The 26,372-nt window shown below is 33.9% G+C and carries 17 protein-coding genes; 10 read left to right on the top strand and 7 right to left on the bottom strand.

The genetic code is table 11. The features are described 5' to 3' along the window. Position 1 precedes the first annotated feature (1 nt). From JE46_RS01520 to JE46_RS01510, 3 genes are all read right to left on the bottom strand, one after another. Positions 2-3,133 carry a SusC/RagA family TonB-linked outer membrane protein gene (locus JE46_RS01520; protein ID WP_031453489.1) on the bottom strand — a complete coding sequence of 1,044 codons (3,132 nt, stop codon included), beginning with the start codon at positions 3,131-3,133 and terminating at the stop codon, positions 2-4. A gap of 482 nt (positions 3,134-3,615) precedes the next feature. Then, on the bottom strand, positions 3,616-5,160 hold the full coding sequence (locus JE46_RS01515; RefSeq protein ID WP_031453488.1) for a RagB/SusD family nutrient uptake outer membrane protein: 1,545 nt from the start codon (positions 5,158-5,160) through the stop codon (positions 3,616-3,618). A 1-nt stretch (position 5,161) separates the two neighbouring features. Next, on the bottom strand, positions 5,162-8,341 hold the full coding sequence (locus JE46_RS01510; protein ID WP_031453487.1) for a SusC/RagA family TonB-linked outer membrane protein: 3,180 nt from the start codon (positions 8,339-8,341) through the stop codon (positions 5,162-5,164). Positions 8,342-8,759: 418 nt separating this feature from the next. Between JE46_RS01510 and JE46_RS01505 the strand changes: the two genes are divergently transcribed. The 5 genes from JE46_RS01505 to JE46_RS01485 all read left to right on the top strand — a co-directional run bounded on the left by JE46_RS01505 (position 8,760) and on the right by JE46_RS01485 (position 15,530). Then, a complete protein-coding gene (locus tag JE46_RS01505) occupies positions 8,760-11,555 on the top strand; it encodes a glycosyl hydrolase (protein WP_031453486.1) in 2,796 nt (931 codons plus the stop codon). Between the two features lie 19 nt (positions 11,556-11,574). Beyond that, a complete protein-coding gene (locus JE46_RS01500) occupies positions 11,575-12,699 on the top strand; it encodes a glycoside hydrolase family 88/105 protein (RefSeq protein WP_031453485.1) in 1,125 nt (374 codons plus the stop codon). Then, positions 12,699-14,483 carry an alpha/beta hydrolase fold domain-containing protein gene (locus tag JE46_RS01495; RefSeq protein WP_083480828.1) on the top strand — a complete coding sequence of 595 codons (1,785 nt, stop codon included), beginning with the start codon at positions 12,699-12,701 and terminating at the stop codon, positions 14,481-14,483. Before JE46_RS01500 ends, JE46_RS01495 begins: the two co-directional genes overlap by 1 nt. 189 nt (positions 14,484-14,672) lie before the next feature. Beyond that, complete coding sequence (locus JE46_RS01490; RefSeq protein WP_031453483.1) at positions 14,673-14,918, top strand: DUF2798 domain-containing protein; 246 nt, start codon at positions 14,673-14,675, stop codon at positions 14,916-14,918. 42 nt (positions 14,919-14,960) lie between these two features. After that, a complete protein-coding gene (locus JE46_RS01485; protein WP_031453482.1) occupies positions 14,961-15,530 on the top strand; it encodes a Crp/Fnr family transcriptional regulator in 570 nt (189 codons plus the stop codon). Between the two features lie 71 nt (positions 15,531-15,601). Here the strand turns inward: JE46_RS01485 and JE46_RS01480 are convergent, their stop codons facing one another. The 4 genes from JE46_RS01480 to JE46_RS01465 all read right to left on the bottom strand — a co-directional run bounded on the left by JE46_RS01480 (position 15,602) and on the right by JE46_RS01465 (position 22,968). Then, a complete protein-coding gene (locus JE46_RS01480; RefSeq protein WP_031453481.1) occupies positions 15,602-18,001 on the bottom strand; it encodes a glycoside hydrolase family 31 protein in 2,400 nt (799 codons plus the stop codon). A gap of 197 nt (positions 18,002-18,198) precedes the next feature. Then, positions 18,199-20,103 carry a 1,4-alpha-glucan branching protein GlgB gene (gene glgB, locus JE46_RS01475; RefSeq protein WP_031453480.1) on the bottom strand — a complete coding sequence of 635 codons (1,905 nt, stop codon included), beginning with the start codon at positions 20,101-20,103 and terminating at the stop codon, positions 18,199-18,201. A 167-nt stretch (positions 20,104-20,270) separates the two neighbouring features. Beyond that, entirely contained in the window at positions 20,271-21,551 is a 1,281-nt protein-coding gene (locus tag JE46_RS01470) for a glucose-1-phosphate adenylyltransferase (protein ID WP_031453479.1), read from the bottom strand. Then, entirely contained in the window at positions 21,541-22,968 is a 1,428-nt protein-coding gene (locus tag JE46_RS01465; protein WP_031453478.1) for a glycogen synthase, read from the bottom strand. The genes JE46_RS01470 and JE46_RS01465 overlap by 11 nt, the downstream gene beginning before the upstream one ends. Positions 22,969-23,100: 132 nt before the next feature. On the opposite strand from JE46_RS01465, the gene JE46_RS01460 reads away from it, so the two are divergent. From JE46_RS01460 to JE46_RS01440, 5 genes are all read left to right on the top strand, one after another. Continuing rightward, positions 23,101-23,970, top strand: a complete 870-nt coding sequence (locus JE46_RS01460) for an alpha/beta fold hydrolase (RefSeq protein ID WP_031453477.1) — start codon at positions 23,101-23,103, stop codon at positions 23,968-23,970. Positions 23,971-23,986: 16 nt separating this feature from the next. Further along, a complete protein-coding gene (locus tag JE46_RS01455; RefSeq protein WP_031453476.1) occupies positions 23,987-24,637 on the top strand; it encodes an endonuclease III domain-containing protein in 651 nt (216 codons plus the stop codon). Positions 24,638-24,940: 303 nt separating this feature from the next. Next, complete coding sequence (locus JE46_RS01450) at positions 24,941-25,267, top strand: ArsR/SmtB family transcription factor (protein ID WP_031453475.1); 327 nt, start codon at positions 24,941-24,943, stop codon at positions 25,265-25,267. A 1-nt stretch (position 25,268) separates the two neighbouring features. Beyond that, the gene (locus tag JE46_RS01445) at positions 25,269-25,838 is read left to right on the top strand and encodes a hypothetical protein (RefSeq protein ID WP_051872787.1); all 570 of its coding nucleotides are present in this window, start codon (positions 25,269-25,271) and stop codon (positions 25,836-25,838) included. A gap of 57 nt (positions 25,839-25,895) precedes the next feature. After that, the gene (locus tag JE46_RS01440) at positions 25,896-26,369 is read left to right on the top strand and encodes a DUF6428 family protein (protein ID WP_031453473.1); all 474 of its coding nucleotides are present in this window, start codon (positions 25,896-25,898) and stop codon (positions 26,367-26,369) included. Positions 26,370-26,372: the final 3 nt, after the last annotated feature.

The raw sequence follows: 26,372 nt of genomic DNA, 5'->3' as shown, positions 1-26,372 counted from the left end.
TTTAGAATTGAACATTTAGTCCTAAAGTTATACCTCTGTTTGAGGCTGTTGTCTGAGTATCCAAATCTGTCCATTTAACTTTAGAAAAAATCATACCCGGATTACTTGCCTGGCAATACATTCTCAATTTAGAAAGTCCCAGTTTTTGTACTAGATCTTTATCAAAATTATACCCTAAGGAAATATTTCTTATTTTCAGGAATGACCCATTACGATACCCTAAAATTGGATAGTAAGAATCTCCGGTTCCTGCTGAATAAATTGGTTTTTGATATTCAGCATTAGTGTTATTATCAGTGTAATAATTGATTTGTCTCTGACTACCTTTTGCACCTTCATTTTCTCCTCCAGTATCATATAAATACCCCATTCGTCCATATACAAAAAATGAAAATTCTAAATTTTTATAGGCAAAAGTATTAGTCATCCCTACAATATATTTTGGATCTTTAGAACCTATAATGACACGGTCATTATTGGCATCAATTTTATAATCCCCATTTTGATCTACAGGTCTGGCATTACCGAATGAAAATACAGTAGACCCTGCAGCAGCATTAAATTTTGCCATTTCTGCTGCATCCTCTGGTTTCCATATACCGTTTGATTCAAAACCATAAATAACATTTTGAGACTCACCGATAAATAAATTGTTATTAATATCGTCGAATTTTCCATTTTGAAGCGACACTATTTTATTTTGTTGATATGAAGCACTAAAACTGGTTGACCACTCAAAATCTTTTGCAGTCACATTAACTGTATTCAAAGTAAGCTCAACACCCTGACCTTCTGTTTCTCCCACATTTTGATACGTATCTATTACCCCAATAGTAGTAGGAACACTTCTTTTTAATAATAAATCATTGGTTTTACTTGTATAATATTCTAAAGCACCTGATATTCTACTGTGAAACATAGAGAAATCAATACCATAATTAAATTGCGTAGTTTGTTCCCACCCCAAATCTAAATTTCCTAAAGATGTATTATCTACTACACCTGATCCTGTTGGATAAACAATACCTGTTAATGGAGGCTGAGTTGCATAAGCAGGAACAGCAGCATTACCAGTAACTCCATATCCTACTCTCATTTTGAGCTGATCAATCCATGATACATCCTGAAGAAATTTTTCTTTACTCAAGATCCAAGCAGCAGAAGCACTTGGGAAAAATGCCCATCTTTTTTCTGTTGCTAATTGTGAAGCTCCGTCAAAACGTCCGGAAGCTGTAAATAAATATTTATCTGCATAACTATAGTTTGCTCTCCCCATATAAGATAATATTCCTGTTTCTGTTAGCCCTGAAGAATAACCTGCCAATGTCACATTAGCAGGAGTAAGTGCATTCCATTTGTTTTTTGGATTTTTAATATCATTAGCGGACATAGAACTATTTTCATTATGATATTCTGTCTGGCTCATCAATAATGTTGCTCCGAAACTATGGTTACCTACATTTTTATTGTAAAAAATCAAGTTATCAAGCGTATATGAAACTGTCTGTTCATTAGCCAGAGAGGCAAAACTTGTTCCTGAACGAATGGCCGATTTACCATCTAAAAACACACCATTACGATAAGAAGTAATATCAGGACCAAAATTAATACGGTATTTAAAACCATCAAGCTTTGAAGAAATACCTCCCAAATCAAACTGTGCATATAAACTACCAAAAGCACGCATTGTTATACGCTGATCCTGAGATAATTTATACTCATCGACAGGAGTTCTGATAGTAGAATCTCCTCCCGGGTTATCAATTCTGTTTCCATTACTGTCATATGGAACTGCATATGGAAGATTTGTACGTGCAGTTGCATATATTCCGGTAGAACTTGTAACAGCAGTTCTTCCTGTGTTTGATTGCCCATATTCATTTTTACCATAACTAGTATTAAGACTTACTCCCATTGAGAACCATTTTGTAGGTGTAATATCAACATTGGCGGTACCGCTATAACGTACATAACTTTGCCCAAATAAAGTACCTGTATTGTCTAAGTATCCAAAAGAACCATACGCTTTCATCTTTTCGGTACCTCCACTAACACTTAAAGTGTGCTGCTGTGTAATTCCGGTACGGGTTACAAATTTTGTCCAATCAGTTGTGGCTACCTTTGAACCATCCCATACGTCATCACCTGCACTATCTTTGCTCCATCCTTTTGCAATATTTGCCCAAGCTGATGGATCTGCAGAAGCCAGAAATATTAATTTATCATTATCAATAGAAGGATCATCACCTTTTGGAAAAGCAGATGGGTTAGAGTAATATCTTCCCCAACGTCGAAATTCGATATATTCTCCTGCAGACATCATAGGAGCATTTTCATGTATAGTTTCAGTCATAATCGAAGTATCATAATTTAAGGTAAATCGTCCGTTTTTACCTTTTTTTGTGGTAATAATTATGACACCATTCGCTCCACGAGAACCATAAATAGCAGTTGCAGAAGCATCTTTAAGCACATCGATTGTTTCAATATCAGTTGGATTTAAAAAGTCTATACCTCCAGAATTTGCATCAACACTAATTTTACCATTCGAATCGGTAACAAGTCTAGTATTTAAAGGAATACCATCTACCACATAAAGTGGTGCATTGGAAGCCGAAATAGAACGGGCACCACGAATAGTGATGGCGCCAACTGTTCCCGGGCGTTCATTCGAAGCAACATCTACCCCTGCTGCTTTACCCTGCATAGCCTGAACTGCATTTACAACTGGTCTTGAAGCAATTTCTTCAGCGCCTACACTCACAATTGATCCTGTAAGATCTTTTTTCTTCTTTACACCATACCCAACAACAACCACCTCCTCAAGGGAATTATCTAATTCCTTCAGTACAATATTATATACTCCGGTTTGAGTAATAATTTTCTCTTCTGTCTTAAAACCTATAAAGCTAAAAACAAGAGTTGTCCCTGAAGAAACATTAATTGTATAGCTACCATCCAAATCAGAACTCGTTCCTTTTTGAGTTCCCTTAATAAGTACATTAACACCCGGTACCGGAAGTCCGGAAGCATCTTTAATAACACCTTTTACCGTTGTATTCTGTGCATAGACGGTTACATGTAGCAATGTAAATACCACTATAGCCAACAGAAGGCTAAATTTGTTTTTCATAAAAGTCAATTTTGGTTAATTATCTAGTTAGTTATTTATCTTTTTACATCATTGCAATTTTTAGTCTTATCCATGTTTATTACAATTTATTTTTATGGTGATTTTATATTCCTCAGAATGAACACAAACAGTATTCCTACAAATAATTATTAATCATAAATAAATTATTAAATAAAATTACTAAGAAAAAAGATGCAATTATGCAATCGATTACACAAATGTATTATTTTTTTTGATACTAAAAAAAATACGTTAATATTATATGAAATTAAAACAAAAACACTCATAAACATACATGCTTATTACAGTATTCCTTGTATAAATTGCAAAAAGCAAAAAAATTATCATGAAAAATGTAATCGATAACACAATGAATTTAGACTATTTTTCATATATCTTACAAATAAAAACAAAAAAAACCACCTCAAAGCGAGGCGGTCTTCTTCAAAATAAACTAAAAAATTGGGGCAAATTTATTTTTATTAATCGTAGCCAGGGTTTTGATCATACAATCCTGGAACCGCTAACATTTCAGATAATGGTATTGGATATAACAATCCATTCTTATCAATTGTTCTGATTTTATTACCCGTATCTTCGGCTGTTTTCCAAGCATTCATGATAGTTAATGCATTACCTGACCTAATTAAATCAAACCATCTTGTACCTTCAGAAAAGAACTCTTTTCGTCTTTCATCAAATAATTGATCCAAAGTAATATTTAATGCATTAGCTGGTACACCTGCTCTTGTTCTCACCTGATTTACAATTGCATCAACATCAGCCTGAGTTCCACCTCCTCCATGAAGTGTACATTCGGCCATCAGCATCAATACATCTGTATAACGAATTACCATAAAATCTACACCCCAGTCTTCACGTCCGCCTGTTCCGTATCTAGCGGGATCAATATATTTTTTGTATACAGGAAATGTATAGCTTCCTTTATAAGTTCCAGAAGTAACAGTGTAACTTGTGGCAATACCAACAGTTTTTCTATTGTCGTTTGCAGCAAACATATTTAAGAACCCTGTTGAAATTGGCCTGCCTTCCAGAGAACCTTGCGCTGTCCCAATTCCTACTGAAGCAAAATAAGGCTCATAACCAACTTCAACCATGAAATTTCCTCCTATAGAACTTGCTAAACTTTGTGTATATGAAATAGTCAATACATTTTCTTTATTAGCAGTTCCTTCAGTTTTAAATATAGCTGCATAATCTGTACCAAACACAAACGAACCACTCGTTTTAATATCATTTAGTTGTTGATATGCCTTATCCCATTCATTTAGACCAAGCATAGCTCCATCGATACCGTAATTTGGACTAGAACGAGTCATATATACTAAACCTAATAATGCTTTTGCACCATATTTAGTAACACGACCAACATAGGCAGCATCAGTAGTTGAAGCCGTAAGATCCGGAATTGCTAATTGTAAATCTGAAATAATCAAATTGTAAATATCCACAACCGGGGTTCTTCCAATTTTAGAAGCTTCCTGAGCTGTCATCGTTCTATCGATTAACGGAACTCTTCCAAACCATCTGATTAAATCAAAATAACAAAATGCTCTTAAAAAACGTGCTTCAGCAGCCATTGAGGCTTTATCTGCAGGGTTTGTGAAAATTGCATCTCCTTTTTCGGTAATTTTTTCTAATAATTGGTTTGCTTTGTAAATTGCATTGTAATTACTTACATATGCTTCTTTTACATAGGCATTAGAACTGATTGAAGTGTAAAAACTATTAATTCCTTCCCAATCTCTTGAAGCCGTCGTCAATGCCAGCAAATTATCTGACCTAGTTTCACTCAAATTCAATACTCTATTTGCATAACCATAAGTACCTGTTCCATGAAATGCAACCGAATAAACTGCATTTCTTGCCTGAATGAAATCCCCAGGCGTAGCATAAAAATTCTCCTCTGTCCCCTGTGATAAAGGAACTTGCGTAAGTTCTTCCGTACAGGAAACTGTTCCTAACAAAAGTAAATTAGCTGCTAATAAACAAATATATTTTTTCATTTTAATTAAAATTAATGTTAAGACCTAAAACGATTGATTTTGCTAAAGGTGCCCCTCCATAATCTACAGGAACAGCAAAATCATTATTTGAACTTCCAGATGTATTTACAGCTTCAGGATTAAATCCTACTTTGTATTTGTTCCAGTAGAACCAGTTTTCACCAGTCACATAAAGCCTCATATTATCAATTCTTTTTATATTTTTAACAGCTTCTCTTAAATTATATCCAATAGAAATACTTCTGATACTAACATAATCTGACTTATACAGCCAGTCAGAATTTGCCTGATATCCGAAAGAAGTTTTCCAATTTCCTCTCACTGCCGGATCTACATTTAATGCATTTTCAACAGATCCCATTCCGGTACGATCAATTGCTCTTCCCGTTAATCCATAAACTGTACCTCCATTTTGTCCTTGCACCAATACGCTCAAATCTAAATCCTTATATTTAAAACTATTTGTTACCCCCCAAGTGTATTTTGGAGTTGGATTTCCTAAATCAACACGATCTTCTGAGTTGATTTTTTTATCCCCATTTTGATCTATATACCTTGGATCACCTAAAACCCATTTATTACCACCTATAGTAGTAGGAAGAGGAATAGAAGGATCAGCTGCCGTTTCAGCTGCTGCTGCATCAAGATCTGCCTGAGTTATGACACCATTTTGCTGCAAACCAAAAATAGTATACATTGGTTTACCAACTTCTAATTTAATAAAAGGAGTTCCTCCGTCAAAAGAATTACTAATTTCAATTTTAGTCTGATCCGGACCCAATGCGATCACTTTATTTTCGTTATGACTTATATTGGCCGATGTTCTCCACTCAAAATTATCCGTCTTAAAGTTTACTGTATTTAATTCAAACTCCCAACCTTGATTTTGTACTGCTCCCACATTAGTAAGATAACTTGTAAATCCTGATGCCGCAGGAACCGGAAGTCTTAGTAATAAATCACTATTTGTTTTTCTGTAAACATCAAATGTTGCAGAAATTCTGTTTTTTAGAATTGATAAATCCAATCCAAAATCGACACTTTTAGATTCCTCCCAGTGCAAAGAAGGGTTTCCTATAGAATTTACACCTTGCCCAATTCCAACAGCTCCTCCCACAGAATAATTAAATTGCCCTAATGTTGAGAATGAAGAATAGCTACCTATATTGTTACTACCATTAGTTCCTGTACTTGCTCTTAATTTTAATTCAGTCAGCCAGTCCACATTTTGCAAAAATGATTCCTGTTTAACCCTCCATCCCAATGATAAAGAATAAAACGTCCCCCATCTTTTGTCACTTCCAAACTTAGAAGAACCATCGCTTCTAACACTGGCAGAAAGCATATATTTTTCTTTATAATCATATTGAAATCTACTGAAATAAGACAGTAAAGTATTTTTTTCTGCATTGGTAGAGCCCAATGACCCTGTTGGAAGTGTTTCAATTGTTGAACTACTATAAAGACCACCTGAAGCAAGACTTGATCTGGTAATTTTATAAGAACTGAAGGACTCCCCTAAAAGAACATTAAAACTATGATTTCCAACAGATTTATTATAATTTAAAGTATTCTCATTTACAATATTTAATCTTCTATAGGTATTATATGCTCCCCTTATACTCGCCTGAACATCATTCGGTGTGTAACTTTCGAATACGTTATCTGAATTATCAAAATTAATTGTACTTTTTAATGTAAAGGCATTTGCAAATTTATAGTCGGCATATGTAGAAACTATATTTCTGTACATCGAGTTTTTACCCTTTTTAGCTAAAGCATTTAACATGTTAGTAGTACTGCTCCCCCATGCATATCTGGTTGTATATTTTTCACCAGCTGCATTAACTGCACTTTCAAAAACAGGAGTAGCCGTAAGAGCTTTAAATAATGTATTATCTTTTCCTTCAACTCCAGGATCATTTTTTTCAGAATAAGAAGGAGCTAAATTAATTCCTATTTTAAAACTGTCTGATAACTTAACATCAATATTTGCTCTTGCAGAAAATAAAGTATAATCTGTACCTACGATATATCCAGTGTTTTTTTGGTAATTAGCCGATACATAATAATTAACTACATCAGTTGCTCCAGAAGCAGAAAACTGGTAATTACTAAATTCACCTGTACGGAAGACTTTATCCTGCCAGTCTATATAATCTAATCCAGGATGTCCCGGCATATCCCATCTCTCATCATACAAATAAGTATAATATCTATTATTAGTTGTATTAAGAGGAGCTGTTGGATTTACAGAATTGTAAGCAGCGATTCGCTCTGCATTGGTCTGACTAGCTGAAGCTCCCGCAATACCAGAACCTACCCATTGGGTATCAATCATTGTTTTAGCTCTCTTAATCCAGCCTTCAGCAGATAACATATCAACTCTGTTAGCTTCTTTATTTATACCACCATAGGTATTAAAAGTGAATTTTGCTTTTCCTTTTTTTCCTTTTTTGGTAGTAATCAAAACGACACCATTAGCTGCCCTTGAACCATAAATAGAGGATGCCGCAGCATCTTTCAAAACCTCAATAGAAGCAATATCATTTGGATTCATATTATCTAAAGGACTCCCATTAGAAAAACCTCCATTAACATTTGTTCCTTCAGTAGAAATTGGAAAACCATCTACTACATACAAAGGTTCGTTTCCTGCAGTGATAGATCCAGCTCCACGAATTTCAATACTAAAAGGCTGTCCAGGTAAACCCGTAGTTTGTTTTACACGAACCCCTGCAATCTGACCAATCATCCCCTGATCAACTCTTGAAATAGGTCTATCTGTAAAATTTTCTGTTTTTATTCCTGATATAGCACCCGAAGTTAATTTTTTCTTTTGTGTACCATAACCAATTACTACAACTTCATTTAAGTTAGAACTTTCATTATCTAAAGAAATATCATAATTATTGGAAGTACCCACTTTTAATTCTTTCGAAACAAATCCCACAAAAGAAAAGACTAAAGTTTCTCCCGGAGAGACTGCTATTTTATATCTTCCATCAAAATCTGTACTCGTTCCTCTATTCGTCCCTTTTACTAATACGTTCACTCCCGGTATAGAGAGTTTGGCCGGATCAGTAACTGCCCCCGTAACCTCTTTGCTCTGCGAATAACCAGATGCATGCAATAATGCAAACATGGTCACAATCAACAGATGATTAATTTTGTTTTTCATAAAAAGTTAAATTTCGTTAATAATTAGTTTATTCAAATTTATTTAGAAGGGACACCCACAGCATCCTGTAGTATCCTGTTAGAATTCAGTATATTATACTTTATCTTTAATTTTTAATTAACAAGAAAAGGACAACTTACTGATTAGCAAGACCAAACACAGCAGCTATTTTGTAATAAAAAATCTAAAATTTAACTAAATTATTTTTTAAATATTCATACTTTTTTACACAAAAACATATCAAATCAAGAAAAACATAGTTTATCTCTTATTTACTAATTTATTATCAATAATAAACAACAGGATGGAACAGGATAGGAATTTCGCAAATCACATATACATTTACTTTTCATGATTTTTTTACTTTCATTGCCAGCTTTAAATAAATAACTATCAACAATTGAATACAACCCTAATAATGAAACTTATCAAAACACAACTTTTTTTATTTTTTACGATATTCATTAGCTTCCATACTTATTCACAAGACAAGTCTATATGGCCAAACTCCAGTAATATAAATCAGCCCTGGGCTCGTTGGTGGTGGATGGGAAGCGCCGTTGATAAGCCTAACTTAAAAAAGAGTCTCGTTGATTTTTATAAAGCCGGAATTGGCGGTGTAGAAATTACTCCTATATATGGTGTAAGAGGTGAGGAAAATAATTTTATTGATTATTTATCTCCAAAATGGATGGAAATGCTGGATTATACTATTCATGTAGCAGACAGTCTGAAAATGCAGGTTGATATGGTTTTAGGTACCGGATGGCCTTACGGAGGCGCTCATGTTACCCTTCCACATGCAGCCACTAAATTGATTGTAGAAAAATATCAGCTAAAAGAGAATGAAACAATAGATCGTTCTATAAAACTGGAAGACACTAAGGAAAAGACTCCCGCAGAACTGTTATATGTTTTAGCCTACGGCAGTGATGGAAGTTATGTAAATCTAACCGATCAATTAAAAAATAAAAATTCAAAACTAAATGATAAAGGTATCGAAGGATCTTCTGTAAGCTTAGGCAACACATTAGAACCAAATAAACTAAAATGGAAAGCAAAAAAAACAGATTATACCATTTATGCTGTTTTTAGCGGTAAGACCGGACAAAAGGTAAAAAGAGCAGCTCCGGGAGGAAATGGATATACTTTAGATCATTATTCAGAAGAAGCGTTGAATGCGTATGTAGTTCCATTCAACAAGGCTTTAAAAGGACGTGAAGGAAAAATCAGGGCTATTTTTAATGATAGCTATGAAGTATACGGAACCGACTTTACTCCAAACTTTTTCGAGGAATTCCAAAATCGAAGAGGTTACGACCTTAAAAAGCAATTATCAGTGTTACTGAATGAAAAAGATGAGGAAATTTCTAACCGAATAAGAAGTGATTACAGACAAACCATATCCGACTTATTATTGAATAAATTTGATAAGCCGTGGACGCAATGGGCACATTCAAAAAACTTCAAAACTAAACTTCAGGCACATGGGTCACCTGGAAATCTAATTGATTTATACGCCTCTGCTGACATCCCTGAATGTGAAACTTTTGGTTCTATGCCTTTTGATATTCCGGGTTTTAGAAGGGATAAAGAAGATATTCGAGAAGGCGATGCTGATCCTGTAATGCTTAAATTCTCATCATCAGCAGCACATATTTCAGGAAAAAACCTGGTTTCATCAGAAACGTTTACATGGCTAAGAGAACATTTTAAAACGGCTTTGTCTCAATGCAAACCAGAAGCAGAAGATTTAATGCTAAATGGTGTCAATCATATTTTTCTTCATGGATCCACTTATTCACCGGACAGAGCGGTCTGGCCAGGATGGAAATTTTATGCTTCTGTAAATTTTAATGCAACCAACAGCATTTGGGAAGATGCTCCTGCCCTTTTCTCGTACATATCAAACTGCCAGTCAATGCTGCAGCAAGGAAAAGCTGATAATGAAATATTGCTTTACTGGCCTATTTTTGACAATTGGGACAAGTATAAAAAAGGAAGTTTATTTGTAGAATATAAAATACATTCCTTATCTGAATGGCTACATGGAACTCCGTTTTACAATATCACTAAAGAATTAATGAATAAAGGTTATGGTGTCGATTTCATCTCTGATAATTTCATTGCCGAAGCAAAAGTTACAGATGGAAAAATCAGCCTTTCGGGCGGTACTTTTAAATCGTTAATTGTTCCTGCATCTAAAAAAATGCCTCTTGCCACTTTGCTAAAACTAATTGAATTACAAAAAGCAGGCGGTAAAATTATTTTTGAAGGATTACCTGAATCTGTTCCTGGGTTTAATGATTACAAAAAACAGGAAGCAAAACTTCAAGATGTTTTAGCCGAAAATAAAGAAGCTGTAAAACCAGTTTCAAATATTATTGAAACGTTGAAAAATGCTCAAATATATCCTGAAACACTTGTCAATACAGGTTTGAAGTTTATTAGGAGAGATTTAGATGGTGAAAAAATATATTATTTGGTAAATCATACTCCAAAAACAATTGATGATTTCATTCCATTGCAAATTGGCAATAAAGAAGTTATCATTTTCGATCCTTTAAACAGAGAATTCGGTAATGCAGTAGTAAAAAAATCCGATAACACAACTTTAGTTAAAATCAAAATTGAACCTGGCCAATCTTATTTCCTTAAAACAGAAAATACAGCTTCCCAAAAAAAATGGAATTACTATGAACCAACTGCAGATGTAATTGCCTTAAAAGGAAACTGGAAAATCAATTTTGACAAAGGCGGGCCGAAATTACCTCCAACTGCGACAGTTTCAAATCTGAAATCGTGGACAAAATTAGGTCCTGAAGCTGAAGCTTTTTCCGGATCGGCAACATATACCCTTGAATTTGACAATCCTAATGCTAAAACAGAATACTGGAATCTAAATTTGGGTGATGTACGCGAAAGTGCAAAAGTGTGGCTAAATGATCAATTTATTGGTACTGCATGGTCGGTTCCTTATAAACTGAACATTGGAAAATTAAAACCCGGAAAAAACACTTTAAAAATTCAGGTAACAAACCTTTCTGCAAACCGAATTCGTGATAAAGAACTAAAAGGTGAAGAATGGAAGATTTTCTATGAAATCAATATGGTTGACAAAGACTATAAAAAATTTGATGCAACGAAATGGAGTCCAATGCCATCCGGATTATTAGGTCCTGTTACGATTACACCTTTAAAACAACAAAATTAATTTCTCAATAATAAAAAAAATGAAAAAGTTACTTTTAGTTTTCGCTATATGCTTTTTATATACGAATACCACAAACGCACAACAGCCATTTGATAAAAAACTGGTACTGAAACAAATGATTTTAGCTAATGATTATTTCATGCAAAAATGGCCGGAAACAGGTAAAACAATAATAACTAATAAAGAACGTCCAAGTAATATATGGACGCGTGGAGTATATTATGAAGGATTAATGGCTTTGCATGAAATCTTTCCAAAAGAAGCCTATTACAACTACGCTTATGACTGGTCAGAATTTCACAAATGGGGTTTTAATAGTGGAAATGTAACCCGAAATGCAGACAATTATTGTGCAGCCCAAACCTATATTGATTTGTATAATTTAGAACCTGATGCTAAAAAGCTAAAAAACACCAAAGCAAATATCAATATGCTGCTAAATACACCTCAATTAGACGACTGGTCTTGGATTGATGCTATTCAGATGGGTATGCCGGTTTTTGCAAAATTGGGAGTTTTAGAAAAAGACAATCGCTATTTCGAAAAGATGTATCAAATGTATATGTATTCAAGAAATAAACATGGTGATAACGGTCTTTTTAACCCAAAAGATGGTTTATGGTGGCGTGATGCCGATTTTGATCCTCCTTACAAAGAACCAAATGGAGAAGACTGCTACTGGAGCCGCGGAAATGGATGGGTAATTGGTGCATTAGCAAAAGTCCTGACAATAATTCCTCAAAATGCGCCTCACAGAGATCAGTATGTAAAAGATTTAAAAGCAATGGCAGCAGCTTTAGTACCTATTCAAAGACCTGATGGGTTCTGGAATGTAAGTTTACATGACCCAACAAATTTTGGCGAAAAAGAAACATCAGGAACCGCTTTATTCGTTTACGGAATGGCATACGGTATAAACAGTGGAATTTTGAAAAAAGAAACGTATCTTCCAGTCGTTGAAAAAGCCTGGAATGGAATAATCAAAGAAAGCTTACATGAAAATGGATTTTTAGGTTTTTTACAATCAACAGGAAAAGAACCTAAAGATGGTCAACCCTTATCTTATGATAAAATTCCGGATTTTGAAGATTACGGATTAGGCTGTTTTTTATTGGCCGGATCAGAAATTTATAAAATGAAATAATGAAAAAAGCACTATTCTTTTTTGTTTATTTAGGAATAAGCCTTACTGCTTTTTCTCAAAAAAAGGAAATTCCATTATGGGATAAAGTCCCTGATGAAATTATTTCTAAAGAATATATCGAGAAAATAGTAACCAATAAAGATGGTATTGCTGTGGATGTCCGCAAAGTTACAGTACCTACTCTCAAAGCTTATTTTGCAGATCAGGAAAAATCAAACGGAACTTCTGTTATAATATGTCCCGGAGGTGCTTATGGAATGCTGGCCATTGACAAAGAAGGTTATAAAGTTGCTGAATGGTTTAACAGTTTAGGAATAAATGCTTTTGTTTTAAAATACAGATTGCCGAGCGATTTAATCATGAAAAACAAAACTGTTGCACCTTTGCAGGATGCTCAGGAAGCGGTCCGTCTGGTTAGAAGAAATGCTGCAAAATGGAAATTAGATCCTAACAAAATTGGTTTTATGGGATTTTCTGCCGGAGGACATCTTGCATCAACTTTAGCGACTCATTATGACGATAAAGTCTATACACCTAGTGACACAACAAGTGCAAAACCTAATTTTTCGATTCTGATTTATCCTGTAATATCCATGCAGGAAGGTATTACACACCTAGGTTCAAAAGATAATTTGTTAGGCAAAAATGCTCAGGGCGAAATAGTTGATAAATATTCGAATGAAAAACAGATAAAAGCTTCAACACCAAAAACATTTTTAGTGCATGCTACTGATGATAAAGCTGTTCCTGTAGAAAATAGTATTAATTACTATTTAGCCTTAAAAAAAGAAAAAGTTCCGGCAGAAATGCATTTATACGAAAACGGAGGTCATGGTTTTGGTCTTGGTGTAAAAGGTACCAACACCTTCTGGCCTGAAACCTGCAAAAAATGGCTGGCTGTTAACGATTATACTTTAAAATCTGATGGTTATGTATTTACATATTTTAAAGGCAATGGCGAAGACGGGCTACATTTGTCGTACAGCGAAGACGGTTATAAATGGAATACTTTAAAAAATGACACATCTTTTTTAACTCCTGAAGTTGGAAAAGACAAACTTATGAGAGATCCTTGCGTAATTAAAGGTGGGGACGGCTTATATCACATGGTCTGGACAGTAAGCTGGACAGATAAAGGTATTGGCTATGCTTGTTCAAAAGATTTAATCCACTGGTCAAAACAGGAATTTATTCCGGTTATGGCACATGAAGAAAAAACAAGAAATACCTGGGCTCCGGAAATTACATATGATGAAAAATCCAAAACCTATATGATTTACTGGGCTTCTACAATCGACGGAAAGTTTTTAGAAACCAAATCGGAAGAAGAAAAAGGATACAATCACAGGATTTATTATACCACAACCAAAGATTTTAAAAAGTTTTCTAAAACAAAATTGCTTTATGAACCTGGCTTTAATGTCATAGACGCTTCAATTGTAAAGACTGAAGATGGATTTACGATGTATTTAAAAGACGAAACAAAAGTCCCGGTTCAGAAGAATTTAAAAATTGCCACAAGCAAAAAACTGGAAGGACCATACACAAAAGCAAGTGACCCAATTACAGGAAATTATTGGGCTGAAGGTCCTACTGCTATTCAAATAAGTAATGAATGGATTGTTTACTTTGATAAATATACACAAAAGAAGTATGGAGCCGTAAAACAAACTTCTAAAGGCTGGGAAGATATTTCTGACGAGGTTAGTTTTCCTAAGGGGACACGCCACGGAACGGTAATTAAAGTTCCCTCAGAAGTTATTAATCAATTAAAAAAGGAATAATTTTACAGAGCACTAAGTACTTCTGACACCTATAAATAATCTTTTTTCAGACAATCAAAAGCCTGAAAAAAGATTATTTTTTTTTTGAGCAATTCCAATTAATCCGAGATCAGTATAATTTATTGACTTACATCAATTTTTCAGGTCTTCACAAATTTCATCTTTGCAATGAACATAAAAAACAAAAAGATGAATAAAAAACACTTTAAGTATATCAATACATTATTTGTAGTTTTACCAATGACATTAATAATGGCCTTTGTTGGATTAATCCGCAATTATGGTTTTGGAGAAGATTGGTTTTTTAAATTTTTAAATGCATGGAGTATCATGCTTCCTGTTGCTTATCTGTCTGCATTTTTAATTATTCCAAAAGCTAGAAAACTTGCAGAAAAAGCAACGAATAAAGATAAAACACAATCTGTCCGGCCTTAATTTTATAGGTCTATCCTTTATAAATTTGTAAAAAATAACAGTATGTATGAACAGCTGACTCAGTTTATCAGAGATAAAATTAGCATTTCAGATGAGGATTTAGGTTCTATCTTGCCTTTTTTCAGGACAATTTCTGCTAAGAAAAATGAGCTTTTGGTAAGTCACGGCGAGTTTGGTCAACAACTTTATTTTGTAAAAAAGGGATGTATTCGTATTTTTTTCATAAACGAAGAAGGACAGGATTCTACCCGTTTTCTTGCTTTTGAAAATCATTTTGCTTCCGCATTAGTATCTTTTATTACCCAAACCGCTGCAGTAGAATATGTTCAGGCTCTCGAAGATTCGGATTTGCTTTATATTGATCGAAGTGACTTTTTTAGCCTTTTGAACAAATATCCTGTCTGGGAAAAATTCTACCGGAATTATTTAGAATTTGCATACGTTACCAATACGAATCGTCTAATGTCATTTATCACTATGGACGCAATGACCCGATATGAAAATCTGTTAAAAGAAAAACCTATAATAGTAAAAAGACTTCCTAATAAAGTGGTTGCCTCATATCTGAATATTTCGCAGGAAACCTTAAGCAGATTAAAATCGAAAAAATAACGGGAAAAATTGAAAATAAAAACAGCGAACTTACAATTTAAGTTCGCTGTTTTTATTAAAACCCAAATAAATTATTCTCCAATAATATGAAGTTCATTGAATTCTTTTTCAACGATTAAGAAATGGTTTGATTCAAAATCGGCTGCGTTAAATTCAATCTTTTCATTGTCAATTTCAATTTCGGTCACTTTAAAAGGTAATCCTATAAAGTTGATTTTGTACTTAGTGTATGGAGTTTCATATTTTCCCTCTTTGTACAACTGGATAATTACTTCTTTTTCTTTTCCGACGGTTCTAAAAGACAGAAAGCTAAAACGTCCTTTTTTGTAATCATAACCATCCTGTGCATCTTCATAAACTTCTGATTTTTCCTTTCCCATTTTGAAGTAATAATCGAGTACAAGTTCATCAAACTCTAATTCCCCAACATATTGCTGAACCGGATATTTTGGAATAACAGACCCTGCTTTTACGAAAACCGGAATTTCATCAAATTTAGAATCAACCCAAACTTCACGACCTCCAGTTGCAAATTCATTTGTCCAATAGTTGTACCACTCGCCTCTTGGAATATACATACGTCTTCCTATGGCATTAGGCTCCAGAATCGGGCAAACCAGTATGTGATTACCGAAGATAAATTCGTCATTGCGATAATGTGTCTGTGTATCATCCTGATCGTAGTATACCAAAGGTTTCAGCATTGGAATCCCTTCTTCGATATACTGCCAGAACATCGTATATAAATAAGGTAATAACTGATAGCGAAGACTCACAAATTTTCGTGTAATATTAATTACTTCCTCATCAAAAGCCCAAGGTTCCTGATTTCCATGATCACCGGAAGAATGTGTTCTACAGAAAGGATGAAAAACACCTAACTGAATCCAACGGGCATATAATTCGCCGGTTGGCTGTTCTGCAAAGCCGCCAATATCAGAACCTGTAAAGCCCATTCCGGAAATACACATGCGCTGTACCTGAATATTGGCAATCCATAAATGTTCCCATGTTGCTACATTATCACCAGTCCAGGACGAGGTATAACGCTGAGCACCTGAATAAGCTGATCTTGTAATAACAAATGGACGTTTTGGATAAGCAAATCTTTTTACACCATGGTAAGTTGCTCTTGCCATTTGTGTTCCGTAAATATTATGTGCTTTTCTATGACTGCAAGGATTTCCATCATAATCATGACGAACATCCATAGGAAAAGTTTTATTAGGAACTTCCATAACTGCAGGTTCATTCATATCATTCCAGACTCCTTTTACACCAATATCCGAGATTAATTCTTTAAATAATCCTGCCCACCATTCGCGAACCACAGGATTGGTGTAATCAGGAAAATTACATTCCCCCGGCCACACTTTTCCTTTCATATAAGGTCCATCGGCTCTTTTGCAGAAATAATCTTTCTCTAATCCTTCTTTATACACCCAGTAATCCTTGTCAATTTTGATTCCCGGATCAATGATTACAACTGTTTTGAAACCATCTTCGGCTAATTCAGTGACCATTTTCTTTGGATCCGGAAAATAATTTTTATTCCACGTAAAACATCGAAAACCTTCCATATAATCAATATCAAGATAAATGGCATCGCATGGAATCTTAAGTTCTCTGAACTTTGAGGTGATTTCTTTTACTTTGCTTTCAGGATAATAACTCCATTTACATTGATGGTATCCCAAAACCCAAAGCGGAGGTAATTCAGGTTTTCCTGTTAAGTCGGTATATGTTGTCACTACATCCTGCATTTGTGGGCCATAAACAAAATAATAATTCATTTCGCCACCTTCTGCCCAGAAGCTTGTAACGTTTCTTCTTTCCTGGCAAAAATCAAAAAAAGTTCGGAATGTATTATCAAAGAAAATACCGTAGGATTGCTTGTTATGCAGGCCAATATAAAACGGAACAACCTTATACAAGGGTTCCTGATCTTTTTGATAAGCGTATTGATCGGTAGCAAAATTCTCAACTCTTTTGCCTTTTAAATTCATTTGAGTGGCTTTATCACCAAGACCGTAAAAACATTCACCATCTTTTGATGATTTACTCATTTTTACAATATTCCCGCCATATTCATAACTTTCTTCCCAATGAAAACCAAGTTCGTCTTCCAGAATTAAAAAGTCATTTAAATCATAAATTGACAAACGGAGATCTGTTTTTTGAATTTTGCACTTTACTTTACTGGTTCTAATCTGAAAATAAGTTTCTTCTTCTGTCAGTTCGAGAAAGTTATATCCATGCAACTGGCTTTTATCGATAGCATACGAAAAATCGTTACTGAAATAGCCTTTCGTAGTAAATCTAAAACGGATTAAACTATCCCTTAAAATAGTAACTTTTAGGATTACCTTATTATCAGTATTAAAAAAAATAGAATCACCCTCGTGTTCATACGACACAATTTTTGACGGATACAAATCTCCCTTATACTCTAACTGTGTATTTACAATCATATTGCTAATGAATTAATTAAACCAACATATGTTCGTTCCAAACATACAAAAAAACTAAGTAAGCCCCTATGATTATTAGGTTTATTAACGAAAACGTTTTTTCTGAATGAGTGATAAAATATATATCAAAAAAACATCAATTCAGTAATTTATAACTTTAAAAATAACAAAATAACAGTCTAAAAAAAGTTGTTCAATTACACGAAAGAATAAACTGTAACACTTAATGGCGGTAAAATTAATTCAACAGAAAAATCCCTTCCATCATAGGAAGAAGATTCAATCTGTAAAGTTCCTGGATTACCTACTCCACTTCCGCTGTAAAGAGGAGAATCAGTATTAAAAATTTCTTTTAGCTTTCCTTTGTGAGGAATTCCAATTCTATAATTTTCCCGAACTACCTGAGTAAGATTGCAAACAACAATCAAATTTTCTTTAGGATTATTTCCCTTTCGGATATACGATATAACCGCATTTTGATGATCCGAATAATTAATCCACTCAAAACCTTCACCACTAAACTGTTTTTCATATAACGCAGGCTGTGATTTGTACAATAAATTCAAATCGGTCACAATCTTTTTTATGCCTGAATGATAATCATACTGCAACAAATGCCAGTCGAGGCTGTTTTCAAAATTCCACTCGGCAGTCTGCCCAAATTCAGAACCCATAAATAATAATTTGGTTCCCGGATGGGTAAACATATAACCGTAAAGCAACCTTAAATTGGCAAATTTCTGCCATTCATCGCCCGGCATTTTATAGACAATAGACTGTTTCCCATAAACCACTTCATCATGTGAAAAAGGCAGCATGAAATTTTCGGTAAATGCATATGTCATTGAAAAAGTCAAATCATTCTGATGATATTTTCGGTAAACGGTTTCTTTCTGAAAGTACTTTAAAGTGTCATGCATCCACCCCATCATCCACTTCATTCCAAAGCCTAAGCCTCCTGTAAATGTTGGTCTGGAAACCATTGGAAAAGAAGTACTTTCTTCTGCAATTGTCTGAACACCTTCAAAATTAGCGTAGATTACTTCATTAAATTCCTTAAGAAAACTGATAGTTTCTAAATTTTCATTTCCTCCATAAATATTAGGTTCCCATTCGCCATCGTTTCTGGAATAATCCAAATACAACATCGACGCTACAGCATCAACACGTAAACCGTCAACATGATAATTTTGAAGCCAAAAAACAGCATTACTGATTAAAAAAGCGCGAACTTCATTACGTCCATAATTAAAAACAAGGCTTTTCCAGTCGGGATGATAGCCTTTTCTGCGATCCGGATGTTCATACAAATGTGAACCATCAAAAAATCCAAGCCCATGTGCATCATCAGGAAAATGGGATGGGACCCAATCTAAAATTACCCCAATTCCGGCCTGATGTAATTTATCTACCAGTACCATAAAATCCTGTGGTTTTCCAAAACGGGATGTTGGTGCAAAATATCCTACAAGCTGATAGCCCCATGATGGATCATAAGGATATTCCATAACAGGCATAAATTCTACATGTGTAAAACCTGTTTCTTTAACATAAGCAACCAAATCGTCAGCCAATTCCAAATAGGTTAAAAACTTATTATCATTACCACGTTTCCAGGAGCCCAAATGTACTTCGTAAACCGAATAAGGTTTATCTAAAGCATTCTTTTCCTTACGTGACTGCATCCAGTTTTCATCTTTCCAGCTATAATCTAAATCCCAGACGACAGAAGCAGTATGGGGTGGTTTTTCGCAGTATAAAGAAAAAGGATCTGATTTTTCAGTTACGATTCCCTCAATGTTAGACTGAATCTTGTATTTATAAAGTGCGCCTTTATCTAAATTAGGAATAAAGCCTTCCCAAATACCTGAAGAATCCCAACGTACCTGAAGTAAATGCTCACCCTGAGTCCAGTAATTAAAGTCGCCTACAACCGAAACAGATTGTGCTGTTGGGGCCCAAACAGCAAAATAAACACCTTTAACCCCATTGACTTCAACTAAGTGCGCACCTAATTTTTCGTATAATCTAAAGTGTTTTCCTGCCTTGAATAAATCGATATCAAAATCGGTAAATAGGGAATGCGTTATAACGTTGGACATATATTATTAGTAATTAGTGAATAGTACTTAGTAATTAGTTGTTGTTTATTGATGAGTAATAATGGTTTCTTAGTAACAGTTCTTAATTAATAGCATTTATTTTAATGATTTTTCCTAGTTAATTACCTCTAGCTAATCACTAATTACCAGGTACTAAGGACTAAAAACTAATCTATCCTGAAATTATCCGGAAGCACCACTCCTTTTTTAATGACAACAATACCATCTTTAATACTGTATAATTCATTGGTGAAATTTTCTAAATGCTTACCTCCGTTAATATAGACATTATTTCCGATGCGTACATTTTTATCAACTAAAACATTTTTTATAAAGCAATTTTCTCCAATTCCAATATGTATCTTATTATTTATAGTGTCCTGATTCATTTCATCGAGATCCTGATAAAAATCATTACCCATTACATACGAATGCTGAATAATAGTTCCGTCACCAATTCTGGAACGTATGCCAATTACAGAACTTTTTATTTCCTGTGCATTGATGATACAGCCTTCAGAAATTAGGGATTGATTAATATTTGAATTTCTGAATTTTGATGGCGGTAATAATCTTGGGCGTGTGAAAATCTTGTTATCGTTATCAAACAAATTAAATTCTGGTATATCTGCAGTTAAACCAATGTTTGCTTCGAAAAAGGATTCTATATTTCCAATATCTGTCCAATATCCTTCATACTGATAACTCAGGATTTTATGTTTACCAACAGCTTGCGGAATAATTTCTTTACCAAAATCTTTAGTATCAGGATCTGCCATCAAATCTTCCAATAATTGGCGGTTAAAAATATAAATTCCCATAGAAGCCAGGTATTTTTTTCCCTGAGCCTGCATTTGCTCACTTACTTCCGATTCCCATTCTGGCAAAAGTGAAGCATTTGGTTTTTCGATAAAAGCTTCAATGCAGCTTTCATTATTGGTTTTTAGGATTCCAAATTCAGGAGCATCCTTTGCATTTACTGGCAACGTCGCAATAGAAATCGCAGCATCTGCAGCAATATGAGCTTCCAGCATTTCATTAAAATCCATTTGATACAACTGATCTCCGGAAAGTATTAAAGCATATTCAAAATCATGTTTTAAAAAATGTGACATACACTGACGAACAGCATCTGCAGTACCCTGAAACCAGGTTGGGTTATCAGGAGTTTGCTCGGCAGCTAAAATATCAACAAATGACTGACTGAAAATACTAAAATTGAAAGTGTTTTTAATATGCGCATTTAATGAAGCCGAGTTAAACTGGGTCAAAACAAATATTTTAAAAATATCGGAATTGATACAATTGGATATCGGAATATCGACCAATCTGTATTTTCCACCAATCGGAACAGCTGGTTTCGATCTGGTTTCTGTTAATGGATATAAACGTGATCCCTGACCACCTCCTAAAATAATAGCAACGACTCCCTTTTTGTTAACTTTCATTTTTTTCAATTATTTGGTTATATATTTCGATATATTCTTGGCAAACTCTTTCCCAGGAATGATCTGTAGCCATCCCTCTTTTTATTATTTGATTGAAATGATTCTTATCAGTATATAATTTTACAGCTCGATTAATCGAATAGCAAACATCCTCAACCGAAGCCTGATCATGACAGATTCCGTTTCCATTATCACCAAAATCAATTACTGTATCCCGCAAACCACCAGTTCTTCTTACTATTGGAATGGTTCCGTATCTCAAAGCATACATCTGGTTTAACCCGCAAGGCTCGACTCTTGAAGGCATTAAAATAAAGTCTGAACCTGCATAAATCAAATGCGCTAATTCTTCATTATAACCAATAAAAACATTATAATTTCCTTGATATTCTTCTTTTAACTGAACTAATTGACTTTCAATATCAGGATTTCCCGATCCTAAAATCAGGATATTCAAATTTTCGAAATTCTCAGACAAAGACAACGCCGAAGCTTGAGGCAAAAGATCACCTCCTTTTTCATCAAACAATCTCCCAATAAAACTAAACAAAGGCTTAGAAGAATCTAATTCGAACCGCTCACACAATTTTTCTTTATTCTTTTGTTTTCCAAAGTCAAAGTTTTCAATAGAATAATGTTCTTCCAGCATTTTATCAGTTAGCGGATTCCATACTTCGATATCTATTCCGTTCAAAATTCCTCTTGATTTGATCCGAACTTTATTAAATAATGATTCCAGTCCGTTTGCAGAAACATTAATTTCATCCAGATAACTTGGAGAAACAGTAGTCACTGCACCAGCACATTTAATCGCTACTGCCAACGAATTCAGACAATTATCCCATTCCAGAAAACCGGCATGACGTACATCAAACTCCGGGATATAATTCATTTTATCATGATTAAACCATCCCTGATACAATCCGTTATGAATAGTAATAACGGTTTTAACATTACTTAGAATTTCATATTTATAACAATACAGAAGCATAAACGGAATTAATCCTGTATGATGATCATGACAGTTGATGACATCCGGAATTATATTCTCCTCTAAAATCCAGTTTAAAGTAGCAATTTGAAAGGATACAAAACGTTCAATGTCATCTTCATAACCATAAACATTTGGCCTGTCAAATAATTCTTTTATTTCAATCAGATACAATTCATATCCTAATTTATCTGTTGCTTCTTTTAAGACATTAAATGGAAAATCAAAATTCCCTAATACAACATTACCGGAATATACCGTTTCAAAAACATTTTCATTTTTAAATTTAGTATCATAACATGGAACTACTACCCTGACTTCATGACCCGCTTTTTTTTGGTATTTAGGTAATGCGCCAACAACATCGGCCAAACCGCCCACTTTTGCCATTGGATAACACTCAGCACTAATATGAAATATTTTCATGTAAGACTTCTATTTATAAAATTGATACTAGAGTCTATTAATATTAAAACTCTGATAATTTGTGGTACTTTTATGTTTTTTAAATTTAGGAAAAAATAAATAAAATTTAGCCTTGGAGTAAAATTTATCATTATGCCAAAAAAAACACCAAATCCTACAAAATCTCTAAAAATCCCATTCTTTATTATTGTTTCTGTCAAATTATGTGCGATTATTTCCCATAAACTCGTTACGATATATGCGGCTAAACTTTTTACAACACCTATAAAACATAAAATTCCGAAAAGAGAATTAAAAATGGATTCAGAAAGTATCCAAAACACACTTCATATTCCTGCTATACATAAAGATATCACAGTTTATGAATATGGAAAAAACAATAAAAAAATATTGCTGGTACACGGTTGGTCAGGAAGGGGAACACAATTGTTCAAAATCGCCGATTCATTATTAGAAAATGGATATTCAATTGTGAGTTTTGATGCTCCTGCCCACGGAAAATCAAAAGGCAGTACTACTATAATGTCTGAATTTATAGCATCGCTTTTAGAAATTGAAAAACAATATGGTCCTTTTGAAATTGCTATTGGTCATTCATTAGGCGGAATGTCGGTTTTGAATGCACTCAAAAACGGTTTAAAAGTTAAAAAAGCTGTAATCATTGGAAGTGGTGATATTGTACAGGATATTTTGGATGATTTTATTTCTAAACTAAAATTAAAACCCGAAATTAGTGTTCGTCTTCGTGATTATTTTGAAAATAGATACCATGTAAAGATGGATGATTTTTCGGCGTATAAAGCCGCAAAAGAAATAGAAATTCCAGTCTTGGTAATTCATGACAAAAATGATCCGGAAGTTCCTGTAAAAGCAGGGATTCACATTCATAATAATCTTAAAAACGGTAGTTTATACTTAACTGAAGGTTTAGGACACCGCAAAATTCTAGGAAGTCATGATGTAATCAAAAAAATTTCAGAATTCATTGGAGAACAACAATAATTAAATTGAAATTGACATGGATTTATTTGGAGAAAAAAGAAATTGGGAACAAGATTTAAAACCCATTTTAAAGAAATATAAGGGCAAAAAACATCCTTTGAATTATGAAAACACATATCAGTTATTGGTAATGGTTGTTTTATCAGCGCAGGATTCTGATGCGAATATAAATAATATAGCTCCAGCTCTGTTTGCTAAATTCCCAACATTAAAAAGTTTATCAAAAGCAGATTCAGAAACTTTTACACCATACGTCAGCAAAGTTCGTAATCATGCTACCAAAACAAACTGGCTTTTAGAAATTGCCCGAACCATAAAAGATGACAAAAGTATTCCACTCACCATGAATGGACTTACCGCTTTGAAAGGTTTAGGAAGAAAATCTGCCAATGTGATTTTAAGGGAAACCGATCAGCCTGCAGAAGGCATTATCACTGACTTGCATGTAATTCGTGTTGCTCCCAGACTGGGGATTGCCCAGGAAAGCAAGGATGGCAATAAAGTAGAAAAACAATTGATGGAAGCTTTACCAAAGAAAATCTGGTCAGAAATTGGTATGGCAATTTCTTTTTTAGGCAGGGAAATCTGTCGGCCACAACTTAAATGTAAAGAATGCGTTTTGAATGATATTTGTTATTATTTTCTACATCTTAAAAATGGAATTTGATTGACCTATACCCGTTGGGTGAAATTAAAAATAAGTGTCAGGCTGAGTCCATTCGTCTTCGCTCAGGATAAACTTAGTCGAAGCCCTTTCGTGTTCAAAAGCCTTCGACTCCGCTCAGGATGACATCAATTCCTTAAGTTATAAATGATGTTTTACTCCCGATTTTATACTTTTTATAATCGAATCATTTTTTTTAATCAATTTCAACCAACGGATTAACCTATGTCTTTAGATATAAAAAAAATGTCATCATCATTTTTTTTTAAAATATTTATCGTAATATTGCAATATAAAAATAAAATAATGGGCGCAACTAAAACAGATCATTTTACCGATAAGCAAAATCAGATTGCTATAATTGCAAAAGCATTAGGACATCCTGCCAGAATTGCCATCATTGAATACTTATTAAAAGTAGACACTTGTATATGCGGTGATATTGTAAATGAGCTTCCTCTTGCACAACCTACAGTTTCTCAACACTTGAAAGAATTGAAAAACGCAGGTCTCATCAAAGGAAACATTGAAGGAAATTCGATTTGCTATTGTATCGACGAAAAAACATTTGATACCTTAAAGGAATACTTTTCTAAAATTATCCTGACTGTTACAAATCAAAAATGCTGTTAATATGGAAACTGCTTTTGTTATCTGTACAATATTATTAATCTTATATTCAGCATTAGCATTGTTTGATGGAGTGTATTTACATCTTTATAAATATCGTTTGCATGAATATAAAGAATGTAAATTTGAGCATCTCATACATACTATAAGAGCTTTTTTATTTTCAGGTATTCTTTATACATTGTTTATTAGCATCGAAAACAACAAACTATTTTTTATAGGTGTACTATTTATTTTTCTAGACATTTTTATAATGACTATCGATGCATTTGTAGAAAAAGACAGTCGGGAATTTATGGGTGGTCTACCTCGCTGGGAGTATATGATACATCTTTTGGTAAATGGTTTTCATTTTGCCGGTCTTGCTGTATTTCTAGTCCTTAAAATCAATCTTACAAAAGAAGGCATGATGAGCTTGCAAAATAATTTTCAGGAATTTGAAAGTTATAATCTTTTTAAAATAATTGTTCTAAATATCTTACCTGGTTCAATTTTAATAGGCTTACTACATGTTTTGGTTTATATACCTGGATTCAATTTTTACTTTAGAAAAATCCAACTTAAGTGTTGTTAAAAACTTTTTTTCGCAACAAAAATCGCAATATTGCAATAAACAATTAAATAAAAGATTATGAAACTTTCAGAAATCAAACAAATACTGAATACTGTTGAAACAGTAAATTTTCAATTACCAAACGGAAGCTATGTTCCGGAATATTTTCATGTAACCGAAGTCGGTTTAATTACCAAAAATTTTATTGATTGTGGCGGAACGGTTCGCAAAGAAACTGTTGTTAATTTTCAGCTTTGGGATGCCAATGATTTTGAACATCGCTTAAAACCACAAAAACTGATTCATATTATCGAGCTTTCGGAAAAGGTTTTGGGAATTGAAGATTTTGAAATTGAAGTAGAATACCAAGACCATACTATTGGCAAATATGATTTAGACTTTAATGGTAAAGATTTTCAACTTCTTAATAAGCAAACGGCTTGTTTGGCTCAGGAAAATTGTGGAACTCCTACAGAAAAATCTAAATTGAATCTTACCCAACTTCATACAGACAACACTAATTCCTGCACTCCTGGCGGAAGCTGCTGCTAATTT

Source organism: Flavobacterium chungangense LMG 26729, from assembly GCF_000735715.2.
GTDB classification, from domain to species: domain Bacteria; phylum Bacteroidota; class Bacteroidia; order Flavobacteriales; family Flavobacteriaceae; genus Flavobacterium; species Flavobacterium chungangense.
This window is presented reverse-complemented; position numbering and strand designations above follow the sequence as displayed.